This window comes from Variovorax sp. (assembly GCF_035634955.1).
Lineage (GTDB): Bacteria > Pseudomonadota > Gammaproteobacteria > Burkholderiales > Burkholderiaceae_C > Variovorax.
On record NZ_DASQBZ010000004.1, the window covers coordinates 100,772 to 117,309 of the forward strand.

The following is a 16,538-nucleotide window of genomic DNA, read 5'->3' on the forward strand; positions in this document are numbered from 1 at the left end:
CGGCTCTCTCCTCTCAGGCACGATTGGCCAGCGCCAGGATGCCCTGCAGAGGCACTGTCACCCAGTCCGGTCGATTGTTGATCTCGTAGCGCAGCTCGTACAGCGCCTTCTCCAGCTCGAACAGGCCGAGCAGCTGCCGGTTCACCGCGCCAAGATCCGGCGACAGCGCCTCCGAATAGCCCGCCAGGAAGGCCGCCAGCACCTGCGATTCCCACCGCGCCGCGGCCGCGCCCAGGCGCACCAGTTCGTCCGCGTTCTGAGCCGCGCGGCGCAGCGCGCTCCAGCGCGCGTAGTCGAAGGAGCGCAGCATGCCGGCCACGTCGCGCAAGGCGCAATGCTTGGCGCGACGCTCCTCCAGGGGCCGCGCCGGTTCGCCTTCGAAGTCGATGATGAAGAAGTCGTTGCGCGACACCAGCACCTGTCCCAGGTGATAGTCGCCGTGATAGCGGGTGCGGTAGAGCGGCCCGTCCGGCAGGCGCATCTCCTCGATGAAGGTGTCGATCGCCGGGGTCAGCGCCAGCAGGCGCTGCACGTCTTCGCGCGCCGCCTCGGGCAGCCGGCCGGAGTTGTCGCGCAGCATGGCCAGGGTGGCCTGCACGTCCTGGCGCACGGTGTCGCGCAGGGCGTCGAGTTCGCCCGCCTCCATCGGCTCGGGGTCGAACGCCGGGTCGCCGGTACGCGTGGCCAGCGCGTTGTGCATCTGCGCCGTGCGCTGGCCGAGGATGTTGACCAGCGCGAGGAAGGCGCCGTGCTCTTCCGGGTGCGGCACGCCGTCGCCCTGGCGCAGTTCGCTCAGGTAGCGCTCGAGGTAGTCGAGCGTGTAGGTCCAGCCGTCGCCCTGATTGGGCACGTAGGCCTGCAGCAGCGCCAGCGTGCTGACCACGCCGTCCTCGCCCGTGTATTCGATGGCGCCCAGCACCGGCACGCTGTTCGGGAAGCCGGCCACCTCGGTCAGGAAGCGGCCCATTTCCAGTTCCGGATTGACCCCGGGGCGGATTTGCCGGTAGGCCTTGAGAAAGAGCGACTCGGCCAGCATCACCACCGTATTGCTCGACAGCGCCGTGGGCGCGCTGACCGGCAGGGCGGCGGCCGCGTCCGCGTCCAGCGCCTGCCCGCGGCGCGTGGCGCGGAAGTGCACCGTCCCGTGCGCCGCCGGCACGCTGCGCCCGCGGATGATCGCTGCAACCGCGGCGCGGCAGAAGGCCTCGTCGAACATGGCGTCGCCCATCAGGCCGACGTTGGCCTGCTGGCGGATCTTGGCGATGGCCGCGCGTTCGAGCCCCTTGGTGCGCTCTTCCTCGGTCTCTTCCCAGGCGATCGCCAGCGGCATGAAGTAGGTGGCGGCTTCGGGCGGGCCCTCGAGGTCCAGCAGCGGCAGCATCCACTGCCTGCCCTGCTCCTCGAAGATGGCGCTGTCGCGAAGGGCGGCACGGGTGATGACCGCGCCCTTGGTCGCGTACCAGCGCTGGACCTGGATGTGCGGCGGCAGCGTGTCGCGCTCGAACTGCTGGCGCAGACGGTCGGCGAAGCCGATGCGCCAGGGCATGACCTGCTCGCGGAACAGGCTGGTCCAGCCGTCGAACAGCACCAGCACCGGACGGTCGCGCAAGCCCACGCTTTCCTGGTGCCAGCTCGGCAGCGGTGCCTCTTCGGCCAGGCGGAACCAGTAGAAGCCGCGTGACGGCAGCGTGAGCAGGTAAGGCAACTCGCCCACGGGCGGGAACGAGGTGCGGCCCATCATCTCGACCGGCACGCGCCCCTGCCATGGCGACAGGTCGAGCTCCACCGGCTGCGCCGCGCGCGAGAGGTTGAACACCGACAGGATGACGTCGCCGTCGTGCTCGCTGATGTAGGCCAGGATCTTGCGGTTGCCCGGCTTGAGGAACGTACGGCGCCCGCGGCCGAAGGCGCGGCTGGTCTTGCGCACCGCCAGCATGCGGCGCGTCCATTGCAGCAGCGAGCTCTTGTCGCGCAACTGCGCCTCGACGTTGGTCGCCTCGTAGCCGTAGATCGTGTCCATGATCGGCTGCAGGTACAGCCGCTGCGGGTCGGCGCGGGAGAAGCCGGCATTGCGGTCCGGGCTCCATTGCATCGGCGTGCGCACGCCGTTGCGGTCGCCCACGAACACGTTGTCGCCCATGCCCAGCTCGTCGCCGTAGTAGATGATGGGCGAGCCCGGCATGGACAGCAGCATGCTGTTCATCAGGCGGATGGCGTCCTTGTCGTTCTCCATCAGCGGCGCCAGGCGCCGCCGGATGCCCAGGTTGATGCGCGCCTGCATGTCCGCCGCGTAGGTCGTGTACATGTAGTCGCGCTCGCGGTTGGTCACCATCTCCAGCGTCAGCTCGTCGTGGTTGCGCAGGAAGATGGCCCACTGGCAGCCCTCGGGAATGTCCGGCGTCTGCTGCAGTATCTCGACGATCGGGTCGCGGTCTTCCTGGGCAATGGCCATGTACATGCGCGGCATGAGGGGGAAGTGATAGGCCATGTGGCACTCGTCACCCTCTCCGAAGTACTCGCGCACGTCCTCGGGCCACATGTTGGCCTCGGCCAGCAGGAATTTGTCCGGGTAGTTGGCGTCGATGGCGGCGCGCAGCTTCTTGATGACCTCGTGCGTCTGCGGCAGGTTCTCGTTGCTGGTTCCGTCGCGCTCGATCAGGTAGGGAATGGCGTCCAGCCGGAAGCCGTCCACGCCCATGTCGAGCCAGAAGCGCATGACGCGAAACACCGCCTCGAGCACCGCCGGGTTGTCGAAGTTCAGGTCGGGCTGATGGCTGAAGAAGCGGTGCCAGAAGAACTGCTTGGCAACCGGGTCCCAGGTCCAGTTGGACTTCTCGGTGTCGGTGAAGATGATGCGCGTGCCCGAATACAGCGTGTCGGTGTCGCTCCACACGTAGAAGTCGCGCTCGGGCGAGCCCGGCGGGGCGTTGCGCGCCGCCTGGAACCACGGGTGCTGGTCCGAGGTATGGTTGATGACCAGCTCGATGATCACGCGCAGGTCGCGCTTGTGCGCTTCCTGTAGCAACTCCCTGAAGTCGTCCAGCGTGCCGTACTGTGGGTTGACCGCCTCGTAGCCCGAGATGTCGTAGCCGTCGTCGCGCAGGGGCGACGGATAGAACGGCATCAGCCAGATGGTGTTGACGCCCAGGTCGCGGACATAGTCCAGCTTCTGCGTCACGCCCTTGAAGTCGCCGATGCCGTCATCGTTCGAATCGAAGAACGCCTTGACGTTGAGCTGGTAGATCACCGCATCGCGATACCACTCGGGATCGCCCGCGGTGTTGATCTCGGTGGTCTCCAGGGCAAGGCGTGGCAGCGGCGCGCTCATGAAGATCCCTACAGGTAGTAATCGAAATCGCGCTCGTCGCGCAGGTGCCTGCGCAGCACCATCACGTGCGCGGGCAGGCGCGGTTCGAGCCGCACGAAGTGATGCCGGCCGCGCCAGGCGAAGCGCTGGTCGGTCAGCAGGTCATGCATCTGGAAGGCCTCGTCGTCTTCCATGTCGAACTCGCTCGGGTCCAGCGCCAGCCAGCCCTGTTGCGCGTTGTGCGGATCCAGGTTGACCACGGTCACCACCACGTCGCGCCCGTCCGGCGACTGCTTGAGGTAGGCGATGAGATGCTCGTTGTCGATCGCCAGGAAGCGCAGGCTCCGGTTGGCCTGCAGCGCCGGGTGCGCGCGGCGGATCTCGTTGACGCGCGTGATGAGGGGGCGCAGCCCGGCCTCGGGGTCCCAGTTCCAGTGGCGCAGCTGGTATTTTTCGGAGTCGAGGTATTCCTCGCTGCCCGGCCCGCGCGGCAGGTGCTCGAACAGCTCGAACGCCGGCCCGTAGATGCCGTAGCTGGCCGCGAGCGTCGCGGCCAGTACCAGGCGCGACTTGAAGGTCGCCTCCAACCCGCTCTGCAGGCTCTCGTGCAGGATGTCCGGCGTGTTCGGCCAGACGTTGGGGCGGAAGTAGTCGATGCCGGGCGCCTCGGTCAGCTCGGTGAAGTAGCGCGTCAGCTCTTCCTTGCTGTTGCGCCAGGTGAAGTACGTGTACGACTGCGAATAGCCGAGCTTGGCCAGGCGGTGCATGACCTTCGGGCGGGTGAAGGCCTCGGCCAGGAAGATCACGTCCGGGTGCTCACGCTTGACTTCACCCACCACCCATTCCCAGAAAGTGAAAGACTTGGTGTGCGGGTTGTCCACGCGGAACACCTTCACGCCCTGCGCGATCCAGTGGTCCAGCACGCTCTTGAGCTCCTGCCACAGGCCCTGCCAGTCGTCCGTCTCGAAGTTGAACGGATAGATGTCCTGGTACTTCTTGGGCGGGTTCTCGGCGTATTGCACGGTGCCGTCCGGGCGCCAGCGGAACCACTGCGGATGCTCGCGCACGTAGGGGTGGTCGGGCGCGCACTGGAAGGCGATGTCCATCGCCATCTCCATGCCATGCGCGGCCGCATCGGCCACCAGCGCCCGGAATTCCTCCAGCGTGCCCAGCTCGGGCAGGATGCTCTTGTGCCCGCCCTCCTGCGCCCCGATCGCCCACGGGCTGCCGACGTCGCCCGGCTCGGTGGACAAGGCGTTGTTGCGGCCCTTGCGCTGCTCCCGGCCGATGGGATGGATCGGCGGCAGGTAGACGATGTCGAAGCCCATGGCTGCGATGAGCGGCAGGCGCTTGGCAACGTCCTGCAGCGTGCCGTGGCGTCCCGGGGTGTCGCCCGCCGAGCGCGGGAACAACTCGTACCAGCTCGAAAAGCGCGCGCGCACGCGCTCGACCACCAGCGGCAGCTCGGCGGCATGGCGCACCTCTAGGCTGCGGTCGGGATGGCGGCGCGCGGCGTCGGCGCGCTGCTCGTCCAGAGCCAGCGCCTTGAGGACTTCGGCGTCAACCTCCGCATCGGCCGCATCGGCCTCCAGCGCCTGCGCCCAGTCGGCCAGCACGCGGGCATCGGCACCATCGGCCGCACGGCCGGCGGCCGCCCTGATCTCCTGCGCGCCGACCCGCGCGGCGATGCGGATGTCGTCCGGGTCGACGCGCCGCTCCAGCTCCTCGTGCCAGGACTCGAACGCGTCCACCCATGCCACGACGGTGTAGAAGTAGCGCCCCGGCGCTGGCGCGACGAAGCGCGCATGCCACTCGTCGTTGTAGCGCAGCTTCATCGGAATCTCTTCGCGGCGGCTGGCGCCCTCCTTCCACCATTGCAGCATCACGCGTGGCACGTCGTGCCCGTCGGTGAAGACGTGCGCCTCGATCACCACTGCTTCGCCCGTGACCCGCTTGACCGGGAACCGGCCGCCGTCGACGACCGGCAGCACCGCGTCGACCACCGCGCGGGCGCGGCCGGCGTGGGCGTCGGCATGAATGGAAGGAGCTCGCACCTCGCCCGCCTCGTCTGCGGGCGCACCGGCGATGACGCCACGCAGGAAGGACAGTCCCTTAGACATCGGCATCCCTCTTGAGATAGATCGCCGCCAGTGGAGGAAGGGTCAGGCTCAGCGCATGCCCGTGGCCGTGCGATGGCAGCGGCGCCGCGCGCACGGCGCCCAGATTACCCCAACCGGCACCGCCGAAGCTACTGGCGTCGCTGTTGAGGATCTCGCGCCATGTGCCGCCGCGCGGCACGCCCAGCACATGGTTGCGGCGCGGCTGGGGCGTCAGGTTGAGCACCACCAGCACCGCCTGGCCGTCGCGCGACTTGCGCAGGAACGAGGCAACACCGGTTTCGCGGTCGTTCGGGTCCACCCACGCGAAGCCCTCGCCGGCGAAATCCAGCTCGTGCAGCGCCGGTTCCTGCCGCAGCAGCCGGTTGAGCTCGCCGACCAGGTGCTGCAGGCCGCGGTGCGGCAGTTGCTCGGTCACCCACCATTCGAGTTCGCCGTCGTGGGTCCATTCGCGGCGCTGGCCGAACTCCCCGCCCATGAACAGCAGCTTCTTGCCCGGGTGGGCCCACATGTACGCCAGCAACAGCCGAAGGTTGGCGAACTGCTGCCACGTGTCGCCGGGCATCTTGTTGATGAGCGAGCCCTTGCCGTACACCACCTCGTCGTGCGAGAGCGGCAGCACGAAGTTCTCGGAAAAGGCATAGACGATGGAGAAGGTCAGCCGGTCGTGGTGATGCCGCCGGTACAGCGGGTCCTCGCGGAAGAACGCCAGCGTGTCGTGCATCCAGCCCATGTTCCACTTCATGCCGAAGCCCAGCCCGCCCATCTCGGTCGGCCGAGACACGCGCGGCCAGGCGGTCGATTCCTCCGCCACCGTGAAGGTGTCCGGAAACTCCCGGTAGACGGCGCGGTTGAGCGTCTGCAGGAAGTCGATGGCTTCGAGGTTCTCGCGCCCGCCGTGCCGGTTGGGAATCCACTCGCCCTGCCCGCGCGCGTAGTCCAGGTAGAGCATGGAGGCAACCGCATCGACGCGCAGGCCGTCGATGTGATAGCAGTCGAGCCAGAACAGGGCCGACGAGATCAGAAAGCTGCGCACCTCGTCGCGGCCGTAGTTGAAGATGGCCGAGTTCCATTCCGGGTGAAATCCCTGGCGCGGGTCCTCGTGCTCGTACAGGTGCGTGCCGTCGAAGCGCGCCAGCCCGTGCGCGTCGGTCGGGAAGTGCGAGGGCACCCAGTCCAGGATCACGCCGATGCCACGCTGGTGCAGGTGATCGACGAAATACATGAAGTCCTGCGGCGTCCCGTAGCGCGCGGTCGGTGCGAAATAGCCGGTAGTCTGGTAGCCCCAGGAGCCGTAGAACGGATGCTCGGTGATCGGCATGAGTTCCACGTGCGTGAAGCCCAGGCCGGCCACATAGTCGGCCAGCTGGTGCGCCAATTCGCGGTAGGTCGGAATGCGTCCGTCCGGACGCCGCCAGGAGCCGGCATGCACCTCGTAGACGGCCATTGGCGCGTCCAGCGCGTTGGCCCGTGCGCGCCCGGCCATCCAGCCCTGGTCGTTCCAGTCGTACTCCAGCCCCCAGGCGCGGGATGCGGTGGCCGGCGCGTCCTCGCTCAGAAAGGCCACCGGATCGGCCTTCTCCATCACCTCGCCGGTGCGGCTGCGGATGCGGTATTTGTAGGCTTGGCCGCGCCGCGCGTGCGGGCAATGCGCCTCCCACACGCCGGTGCCGTCCTGGCGAGGTCGCATCGCGTCGGCCTGCTCGTCCCAAGCGTTCCAGTCGCCGATGACGTTGACGGCTTCGGCGTTCGGCGCCCACACCGCGAAGTCGGCGCCCTCGCCTTCGGGCGCCAGGTGGCAGCCGAGCTGGCGGTACAGCCGCGCGTGCGTCCCTTCGCGCAGCAGATAGGCATCGGTCTCGCCGAAGGCAGCTCGCCTTGGCTGAGGCTTGAGAAGGGACGGCGTGGACACCCCTCGTTTCTAGGGCCGCCACGTCCGGCGCGGCGCAGGACGTTCATTGCGACCGGTTGTCGGACGTTGTCGGTGGTCGTAGGCGGCCACCGACGTCGTCAGTCGGCAAAGTCCGACAGCGCACAAACGTGACAGGTGGATCACTTGAGCCTGGAGCGCACCAGTGAAGTGCGATCCCGCCAATGGAGACAACGATGCCTGAAGCCATCTATTGCTATGACGTCGCCTGCGTACGGTTTGCCGTCCACCTCGACAACGGGCGGCGCGTCGTGGCGCAGATCGAGGAAGACGCCCTGCGTGACCATTTCGGTGCACGCGGCGGCGGCGACGACCTGCTCGAGACCTACTACGACAACGCCGGGCAGATCGAGGCGCTCGCGCTGCAGAAGCTGCACCACAAGCCGCGCGGGCCGGTGGTTCTGACCACAAGGGATTTCGCCCCGGTCGATCTGCCCGTGATCCGGGCGGCGGCGCAGGCGTAGCGCCGGCGAGCGGCGCCGGGCTCAGGCCACGGCGGCAGTGCGTACCCGGCGGATACCCATCGCCTCCAGGGTGTCGGCCACCGCGGCGACCGCCCCGGGAATGCCGGCCTCCCCGAAGTGGCCCATGCAGCCGACCCGGAAGGTCTCGACCTGCGTCAGCTTGCCCGGGTAGAGGATGTAGCCGCGCTTCTTGACCTCGTTGTAGAAGGTCTTGAAGTCGTACGCGGGGTCCTCCGGCGCATGGAAGGTCACGATGATCGGGGCCTGGATCGACGGGTCGAGGTAGGTACGGAAGCCCAGCTCGGCCAGGCCGGCGATCAGCGCCTGGCAATTGCGTGCATAGCGTGCCCCGCGCGCCGGCAGCCCGCCTTCCTCGACGTACTGCGCGATCGCCTCGTCGAGCGCCGCGACCACGTGGGTCGGCGGCGTGAAGCGCCATTGCGTGGTCTTGCCCATGTAGACCCATTGGTCGTACAGGTCCATGGCCAGCGACGCGCTGTTGCCCTCGCAGGTCTCCAGCGTGCTGCGCCTGACGATCACGAAGCCCATGCCGGGCACCCCTTCGAGGCACTTGCCGGACGCGGCGACCACAGCGTCGAACGGCGTCTTGCGCGCGTCGATCTCGAGCGCGCCGAAGGAGCTCATGGCGTCGACGATGAGGCCGCGACCGTGCCGCGCGGCCACCATGGCCACATCGTGCAGCGGGTTGAGCACGCCGGTGCCGGTTTCGCAGTGCACCAGCGCCACGTGCGTGATGGTCGGGTCGGCGGCCAATGCGCGATCGACGTCCGCCGCCTGGACCTGGCGGTCCTCCGGGTAGTCGATGGTGGTGAGCTTGCGGCCCAGCACCTTGCAGATGCGCGCGATGCGCTGGCAGTAGGCGCCGTTGTTGGGCACCAGCACGTGGCCGTCACGCGGCACGACCGTGCCGATGGCCGCCTCCACCGAAAAGGTGCCGCTGCCCTGAAGCGGCACGCATTCATGCGTGGCCTCGCCATGGACGATGCGCAGGATCTGTTGGCGCACCCGCGTGGTGATCGCATTGAAGTCGCCGTCCCACGAGCCCCAATCGCGCAGCATGGCCGCGCGCGTGCGGTCGGAGGTGGTCAGCGGACCGGGCGTGAGAAGAATCGGTGAACGGGACGTTTCCATGAGGTGGCTCCGGATCGATGGGTGATGTTGGGACAGGGCGGGTCAGCCCCGGCTCAGGTTGCGCCAGGCCTGCGTGCGCGAGAGAAGCACACGCGTCAGAAGCGAGTACAGGATGCAGACCACGGTCGAGGTGACGACGATCAGGCTGGCCAGCGCCGCGGCCGGGCCGATGTCGCCGGCGTCGTCCATGTGCATGATCGCCACCGACGCCAGGATGGTGTCAGGCGAATACAGGAAGATTGCGCACGACAGGCTGGCCATCGAGACCACGAAGTAGTAGCGGCCGATGTCCAGGATGGCCGGCAGGCACACCGGCACGGTGACCCGCACGAAGGTCTTGAAGAACGGAACCTTGAGCGATGCCGAGACCGCCTCGAACTCGTTGTCGATCTGCTTGAGCGCCGTCACGGCCGTCAGGTGGCTGGACGTGTAGTAGTGGACGATCATCGACAGCACGAGAATGGCCATCGTCTGGTAGAGCACGTTGAGCGGATTGGCCGGGTGATTGAAGAACATCACGTACCCGAGCCCGAGCACCAGCCCCGGCACGGCCATGGAGAGCATGGCCATCAGGTGCATCGCGCGCTTCATCATCGCCATGTGGCGGGTCTTCTCGACCAGGTAGGCCCCGACGAAGACGATCAGCGAGCCGCACACGGCGGTCGAGAACGCGAGGACCAGGCTGTTGGTATATGCCGCGGCCATGTCGCTTTCGATCAGCGCGAAGCGGTAGTGCCTGAGCGTGAAGGTCAGGTCGTACGGCCACAGCTTGATGACCGACGTGTAGACCGCCATGCCGATGGTGGCCAGCAACATGGCGCACACCACGACGCAGAACACCGCCAGTGCAGAGTCGGCCAGCGGACGGGGCTTGGGCAGGTGCGGCACCGAACGCGCGGTCAGCTGCGCCTTGAGCTTGCGCCGCACCCGGTAGTCGATGACGAACGAGACGATGGACGGCACCAGCAGGAGCAGGCCCACGACGGCACCCATCGAGAAGTTGTGCTGGCCCACCACCTGCTTGAACACGTCGACCGCCAGCACGTTGAAGTTGCCGCCGATGACCTTCGGCGCGCCGAAGTCGCTCACCACGTACGTGAAGACGACGGTGACGGCGCTGATGAGCCCGTATTTGCACGAAGGCAGCGTGATCGTGGTGAACTGCCGCCAGCCCGGCGTGCGCAGTGCAGTCGCGGCTTCGTAGAGCCGCCCGTCGGCCAGCGACAGCGCGGTGACCAGGATCATCAACGCATGCGGGAAGGTGTTGTAGATCTCCGCCAGGATGATGCCCGGGGCCCCGTAGATCGAGGCACCGCCGAGCAGGAACTTGAGCGCGCCCTGGTTGCCGAACCACTGCACGAACGAAATGGCCGAGAGCAGCGAAGGCGCCAGCAGCGGAATCAGTGCGACCAGCCTGAACGTGCCCTTGAACCACGCCGGCAGGCACGAGCGCGTGAGCGCGTACGCACAGACGAAGGCGGCCGGCACCGAGATGGCGGCCACCACCGTCGCCACCCAGATCGAGTTCCACGCCGCGCGCAGCAGGCTCGGCGTATGGAAGTAGGTGACGAAGTGGCCAAGGCCGACGAAGTTGCCGTCCTTGTCCAGCACCGCATTGACCAGGATGGTGAACAGCGGCGCCATGAGAAACACGGCGAGCAGCGCCATGACGCACAGCAGCAGGGCGCGCGCGATCACCTCGTCGCGGCTCCAGTGCATGGAGGCACGCTGCGGTAGCGCCGGCGTGGCGGCAAGCGGGCGGGCCAGCGTGTTCATGCTGCCGGCTTCCTGTCGCAGAAGGCGCGGATGCGGTTGGCCCGCAGCGCGATCTCGATGTGGTTGCCTTCGCGCACGTCCAGGTCATGCAACTGGTTGAGCGAGAAATGCAGGCCCAGGCTCTGGCCGTGCAGCGCCTCGGCACTCACCTCCGCAATGCACAGGCCGCCGAGAAACTCCACCTTGTTGACCATCACCCGCATGCGGTTGGGCGTGTCCGGGGCGATGTGCTCTGCAATGCGGTCTTCCGGGCGCAGGTACAGGTTGACCGCGTCGCCGACCTCGAAGCCGCTGTCGCAGGCATCGCATTGCAGTTCCATGTCGCCGACGCGGAACAGGTTGTTCCCGAGTGCGTGGCCGCGCAGTACGTTGACCTTGCCCACGAAATCGGCAACGAACGGCGTGGCCGGCCGCTCGTAGATGTCCATCGGCGTGCCCACCTGCTCGATGACGCCGTGGTTCATGACGACGATCCGGTCGGCCATCGACAGCGCCTCTTCCTGGTCGTGCGTGACCATGATGGTCGTGATGCCCACCTGCTTCTGCAGCCGGCGGATCTCGCCGCGAAGGCGGACCCGCTCCAGCGCGTCGAGTGCCGACAGCGGCTCGTCGAGCAGCAGCAGGCCCGGGCGCGTGGCCAGGGCGCGCGCAAGCGCCACGCGCTGCTGCTGCCCGCCGGACAGCTGGCTCGGGTACTTCTCGCCGGAGGTCGGCAGCCCGACGAGTTGCAGCAGCTCGGCCACGCGCGCCTTGATTTCCGCCTTGCCGGCCTTGCCGTTGGCCAGCCCATAGCCGACGTTCGCCGCAATGGTCAGGTTGGGAAAAAGCGCGTACGACTGGAAGACGATGCCGTAGTCACGCTTGTCGGCCGGCAGCCAGGACACGTCCCGGCCGTTCTGCAGGATCTGGCCGGCGGTCTGCGTCTCCAGCCCGGCGATGATGCGCAGCAGGGTCGTCTTGCCGCAGCCGGAAGGGCCGAGGAAGCAGAGCATCTCGCCCGGCTTCACACGCAGATGGACGTCGCGCAACGCGCTGAAGGCTTCGAAGTCCTTGCGGATCCCGATGACCTCGAGCGCCGCGGCGGCTGGCGTACCGGGAGCGAGGTACGTGGCTTCTGTCATGTCCATTGGCTTGATCCATCGCGGGTTGATCGGCGGGGCGGCACTGCTCGTGCGCTCAGTTCGACTTGGCTTCCGCCTTGCCTTCGTAGCGCTTGCTCCATTCGGCCAGGATGCGCTCGCGGTTCTTGGCGGACCAGTTCAGGTCGTTCTTGGCCAGCAGCTTCTCGTAGTTGTCGGGAATGCCTTCGAGCTTGCTGGCCACGCCCGGGTAGGCCACCACCGCCCACCAGTTGGCCGTGATCTCGTTGGCCTGCTTGCTCGCCATCCAGTCGGCCAGGCGCTTGGCCTGCGCCATCTTCTTGGTGTTCTTCATGATGCCGGTCGCCTCGATGTCCCAGCCCAGGCCCTCGCTCGGGAAGATCAGCTCCACCGGCGCGCCCGACTTCTTGACCTGGTGCGCCCGGAACTCGAACGAAATGCCGATCGGGAACTCGCCCGCGCCCGCCTGCTTGCACGGCTTGGAGCCCGAGTGGACGTACTGGGCAATGTTCTCGTGCAGGGCGTCCATGTACTTCCAGCCGTCCTTCTCGCCCCACATCTGCAGCCAGGCGGCCACGTCGAGGTAGCCGGTGCCGCTGGAGGCGGGATGGGGCATGACGATGGCGCCCTTGTAGACCGGGTTGGCCAGGTCCTTCCAGCTGGTGGGCTTGGGCAGGTTGCGCTTCTTGGCCTCGACCGTGTTGAAGCACACCGTGGCGGCCCACACGTCCATGCCGACCCAGGCCGGCGGACGGGCCGTATCGGAATAGGCCGGCGTGAGTTCCTTGAACCCCTTGGGCTCGTACGCCTCGAGCATGCCCTCCTGTTCGAGCAGTGCAAGACTGCTGGCGGCCAGGCCGGCCACCACGTCCGCTTGCGGATTGGCCTTCTCGGCCAGCAGCTTGGCGGTGACGATGCCTGTCGAGTCGCGCACCCAGCGGATCTCGATGTCCGGGTTGGCCTTCTCGAAGCCGTCCTTGTAGAGCTTCATGGCGTCGGTCTCGAGCGCCGTGTAGACCAGCAGGGAGGTTTTCTGCTGCGCCGCCGCGCTGCCGACTACCAGGGCCAGCATCGATGCGCATAGCACCGAGACCAGGGGACGAATACCGTTGAGAGCTTTCATCGTTCAGTCCTGTTGGAAATGGGATCGAAGGTGCAACTTCCGGGCCCAAGCGCGACTTTTCGTGCTTTGGTAGAACTCAATGTAGATCGTCGCCTGATCACTGTCAACGGTGGATTGTTGACAGTTGGCAATTTCCGACCAACAATACTCACCATGACACCCAGCAAACCCGACGCCCTCGCCTTCATGCAGTCCAACTCCCTGCCGATGCTGGTGCAGGAGGAAATCGAGCGGCTCATCATGACCGGCGCACTGGCCGTCGGCAGCCGCGTCAACGAGAGCGAGTTGGCGCAGCGCCTGGGCACCAGCCGCGGCCCGATCCGCGAGGCGCTGCGCGCCCTGGAAGAAGCCGGCCTGGTGCGCAACGAGAAGAACCGCGGCGTGTTCGTGCGCGAGATCTCGGTCGAGGAAGCCGACGAGATCTATGAATTGCGCGAGGCGCTGGAAGAGATCATCGGCCGGCGCGTGACGCGCGCCATCAGCCGGGAAGGCCTCGACCGCCTCAAGGGGATGCTCAAGGCCATGAAGAGCGCCGCCAAGGCGCAGGACATCGAGCAGTACGCGCAGCTGAACCTGCAGTTCCACGAGATCCTGCTCGAAACCTCGGGCAGCCAGAAGCTCGTCGAGACGTACAAGCGCCTGATCAAGGAGCTGCACCTATTTCGCATGCGGGCCCTGGACAGCGGCGGCGGCCTGCGCGTCTCGGCCGACGAGCACCAGAGCATCGTCGATGCCATTGCGTCGGGCGACGCCGAACGCGCCGGCCGGGTGATGCGCCAGCACGTGGCAGACAGCCGTGGCCGCATGCACAAGGCACTGGACCGACCCGACGAGGCCGGCAGGAACACATCCAACCACCAAGGAACATCCAAATGAATTCCCAGCCCATTGAAGTCAACGCCAGGCTCTACCGCTGGATGGAGCGGCCCGTGGTCGTGGTCTGCGTCGACGGGTGCGAGCCCGCCTACCTGGACGCCGCCATCGACGCCGGGGTCGCGCCTTATCTCAAGCGCATGATGCAGACCGGCGCCAGCCTGCTGGCCGATTGCGTCGTGCCGTCCTTCACCAACCCGAACAACCTGTCGATCGTCACGGGCGCGCCACCCGCGGTTCACGGCATCTGCGGCAACTACTTCTTCGACCGCGAGCTGGGCCAGGAAGTGATGATGAACGACCCCAAGTACCTGCGCGCAGGCACCCTGCTGGCGGCCTTCGCGGACGCCGGCGCCAAGGTGGCCGTCGTCACCGCCAAGGACAAGCTGCGCAAGCTGCTGGGCAACGACATGAAGGGCATCTGCTTCTCGTCCGAGAAGTCGGACCAGGTCACGCAGGAGGAAAACGGCATCGAGAACGTGCTCGACCTCGTCGGCATGGCCGTGCCCTCGGTCTACAGCGCCGAACTGTCGGAATTCGTGTTCGCCGCGGGCGTCAAGCTCATGCAGACCCAGCGGCCGGACATCATGTACCTGTCGACCACCGACTACGTGCAGCACAAGGCCGCGCCGGGCAGCCCCGCGGCCAATGCGTTCTACGCGATGATGGACGGCTACCTCGCCCAACTCGACGAGATGGGCGCCACGATCGTGCTGACCGCCGACCACGGCATGAACGACAAGCACGACTCGCAGGGCAAGCCCAACGTCATCTACCTGCAGGACGTGCTCGACGAGTGGTACGGCGCCGAGGCGGCGCGCGTCATCCTGCCGATCACCGACCCCTACGTGGTTCACCACGGCGCCCTGGGATCGTTCGCCACCGTCTACGCCCCCGACGACGCCACCGCCGCTCGCTGGATCCAGCGCATCAAGGAGCTGCCCGGCATGGAACTGGTGCTCTCGCGCGCCGAGGCCGCGCTGCGATTCGAGCTGCCGGCCGACCGCATCGGCGACATCGTGGTCGTGAGCGAGCGCAACACGGTCATCGGCACGTCCGCCAGCCGGCACGACCTGTCGGCGCTCGAGGTTCCCCTGCGCTCGCACGGCGGTGTCTCGGAGCAACGCGTTCCCCTGATCTGCAACCGGCCGGTCGCCGGCATTGCCAGCAACCGGCGCCTGCGCAACTTCGACGCCTTCGACCTTGCCCTGAACCACGCCCAGTGACCCGAGAGGAAACCACGTCCATGAGCCAGCCCATGCCCAAGCCAGCCGAGATCCACTGCGAAGCGCTTCGCATCGCCGGCGAGCGCGTCTTTCGCGACGAGGTGATCGAGGTCACCTACCCCTACACCGGCGAAGTGATCGCCACCGTGCCGAAGGCCACGCTCGAAGACGTGCGCCGCGCCTACCGCATCGCACGCGACTACAAGCCCACCCTGACGCGCTACGAGCGCTACAAGATCCTGATGCGCGCCGGCGAGATCATCGCGTCGCGCCTCGACGAGATCTCGCGCACCATCACGCTCGAATCGGGCCTGTGCCGCAAGGATTCGCTCTACGAGGTGGGCCGCGCGTCGGACGTGCTGCTGTTCGCCGCGAACCAGGCCCTGGTCGACGACGGGCAGGTGTTCTCCTGCGACCTGACGCACCACGGCAAGAGCCGCAAGGTCTACACCATGCGCGAGCCGCTGCAGGGCGTGATCACCGCCATCACCCCGTTCAACCACCCGCTCAACCAGGTCATCCACAAGGTGGCGCCGTCGATCGCGACCAACAACCGCATGGTGCTCAAGCCCAGCGAGAAGACGCCGCTGACCGCCTTCGTGCTGGCCGACATCCTCTACGAAGCCGGCCTGCCGCCGCAGATGCTGTCGGTCATCACCGGCGACCCGCGCGAGATCGCCGACGAGATGCTGACGCACCCGGACGTCGACCTTGTCACCTTCACCGGCGGCGTGGCGATCGGCAAGTACATCGCCGGCAAGTCGGTCTACAAGCGCCAGATCCTGGAGCTGGGCGGCAACGACCCGATCATCGTGATGGAAGACGCCGACATCGAGGAGGCCGCCACGCTCGCGGCCAGCGGCTCGTACAAGAACTCCGGCCAGCGCTGCACCGCCATCAAGCGCATGCTGGTGCACGAGGCCGTGGCCGACCGCTTCGTCGCGCTCCTGGTGGAGAAGACCAAGGCCCTGAAATACGGCGACCCGATGGACGGCGCCAACGACATGGGCACGGTCATCGACGAGGCCGCGGCGATCCACTTCGAGTCGGTGGTCAACGAAGCCATCGCCGGCGGCGCGACGCTGCTGGCCGGCAACGTGCGCCGCGGCGCGCTCTACTCGCCTACGGTGCTCGATCACGTCGACCCCGAGATGACGGTGGCCAAGCACGAGACCTTCGGCCCGGTATCGCCGGTCATCCGCTTCAAGGACATCGACGACGCGATCCGCATCTCGAACGGCACCGCCTACGGCCTGTCGTCCGCGGTGTGCACCAACCGCCTGGACTACATCACGCGCTTCATCCGCGAACTGAACGTCGGCAGCGTCAACGTGCGCGAAGTGCCGGGCTACCGGCTCGAGCTGACGCCCTTCGGCGGCATCAAGGATTCGGGCCTGGGCTACAAGGAAGGCGTGCTGGAGGCCATCAAGAGCTTCACCAACACCAAGACCTATTCCCTGCCCTGGTAAC

At 67.1% G+C, this 16,538-nt stretch carries 11 protein-coding genes; 4 read left to right on the forward strand and 7 right to left on the reverse strand.

Annotated elements, in window-relative coordinates; translation table 11 throughout:
* Nucleotides 1–13: 13 nt before the first annotated feature.
* The 3 genes from treS to glgB are packed head-to-tail and all read right to left on the reverse strand — an operon-like array spanning nucleotide 14 to nucleotide 7,336.
* Nucleotides 14–3,328, reverse strand: a complete 3,315-nt coding sequence (treS, locus tag VES41_RS01450) for a maltose alpha-D-glucosyltransferase (protein ID WP_324812052.1) — start codon at nucleotides 3,326–3,328, stop codon at nucleotides 14–16.
* Nucleotides 3,329–3,336: 8 nt separating this feature from the next.
* Nucleotides 3,337–5,427 carry an alpha-1,4-glucan--maltose-1-phosphate maltosyltransferase gene (locus VES41_RS01455; protein WP_324812054.1) on the reverse strand — a complete coding sequence of 697 codons (2,091 nt, stop codon included), beginning with the start codon at nucleotides 5,425–5,427 and terminating at the stop codon, nucleotides 3,337–3,339.
* Nucleotides 5,420–7,336 (reverse strand): 1,4-alpha-glucan branching protein GlgB, encoded by a 1,917-nt coding sequence (glgB, locus tag VES41_RS01460; protein WP_324812056.1) that lies wholly within the window; start codon nucleotides 7,334–7,336, stop codon nucleotides 5,420–5,422. The genes VES41_RS01455 and glgB overlap by 8 nt, the downstream gene beginning before the upstream one ends.
* Before the next feature lie 194 nt (nucleotides 7,337–7,530).
* Between glgB and VES41_RS01465 the strand changes: the two genes are divergently transcribed.
* On the forward strand, nucleotides 7,531–7,818 hold the full coding sequence (locus tag VES41_RS01465) for a DUF1488 family protein (RefSeq protein ID WP_324812059.1): 288 nt from the start codon (nucleotides 7,531–7,533) through the stop codon (nucleotides 7,816–7,818).
* Nucleotides 7,819–7,839: 21 nt separating this feature from the next.
* Here the strand turns inward: VES41_RS01465 and VES41_RS01470 are convergent, their stop codons facing one another.
* Genes VES41_RS01470 through VES41_RS01485 form a run of 4 tightly spaced genes read right to left on the reverse strand, consistent with a single transcriptional unit; the run spans nucleotide 7,840 to nucleotide 12,969 of the window.
* Nucleotides 7,840–8,970, reverse strand: coding sequence for a 2-aminoethylphosphonate--pyruvate transaminase (locus VES41_RS01470; protein ID WP_324812061.1), 1,131 nt, complete (start codon nucleotides 8,968–8,970; stop codon nucleotides 7,840–7,842).
* 42 nt (nucleotides 8,971–9,012) lie between these two features.
* Nucleotides 9,013–10,746 (reverse strand): putative 2-aminoethylphosphonate ABC transporter permease subunit, encoded by a 1,734-nt coding sequence (locus VES41_RS01475; protein ID WP_414718986.1) that lies wholly within the window; start codon nucleotides 10,744–10,746, stop codon nucleotides 9,013–9,015.
* A complete protein-coding gene (locus tag VES41_RS01480) occupies nucleotides 10,743–11,873 on the reverse strand; it encodes a putative 2-aminoethylphosphonate ABC transporter ATP-binding protein (protein ID WP_324812063.1) in 1,131 nt (376 codons plus the stop codon). The genes VES41_RS01475 and VES41_RS01480 overlap by 4 nt, the downstream gene beginning before the upstream one ends.
* Nucleotides 11,874–11,922: 49 nt before the next feature.
* Nucleotides 11,923–12,969, reverse strand: coding sequence for a putative 2-aminoethylphosphonate ABC transporter substrate-binding protein (locus VES41_RS01485; RefSeq protein WP_324812066.1), 1,047 nt, complete (start codon nucleotides 12,967–12,969; stop codon nucleotides 11,923–11,925).
* Between the two features lie 153 nt (nucleotides 12,970–13,122).
* Here VES41_RS01485 and VES41_RS01490 point away from each other — a divergent pair, with 153 nt between their 5' ends.
* The 3 genes from VES41_RS01490 to phnY are packed head-to-tail and all read left to right on the forward strand — an operon-like array spanning nucleotide 13,123 to nucleotide 16,537.
* Entirely contained in the window at nucleotides 13,123–13,845 is a 723-nt protein-coding gene (locus tag VES41_RS01490) for a phosphonate utilization associated transcriptional regulator (protein WP_324812068.1), read from the forward strand.
* Nucleotides 13,842–15,068 carry a phosphonoacetate hydrolase gene (gene phnA, locus VES41_RS01495; protein ID WP_324812071.1) on the forward strand — a complete coding sequence of 409 codons (1,227 nt, stop codon included), beginning with the start codon at nucleotides 13,842–13,844 and terminating at the stop codon, nucleotides 15,066–15,068. Before VES41_RS01490 ends, phnA begins: the two co-directional genes overlap by 4 nt.
* Before the next feature lie 32 nt (nucleotides 15,069–15,100).
* On the forward strand, nucleotides 15,101–16,537 hold the full coding sequence (gene phnY, locus VES41_RS01500; RefSeq protein WP_414718987.1) for a phosphonoacetaldehyde dehydrogenase: 1,437 nt from the start codon (nucleotides 15,101–15,103) through the stop codon (nucleotides 16,535–16,537).
* Nucleotide 16,538: the final 1 nt, after the last annotated feature.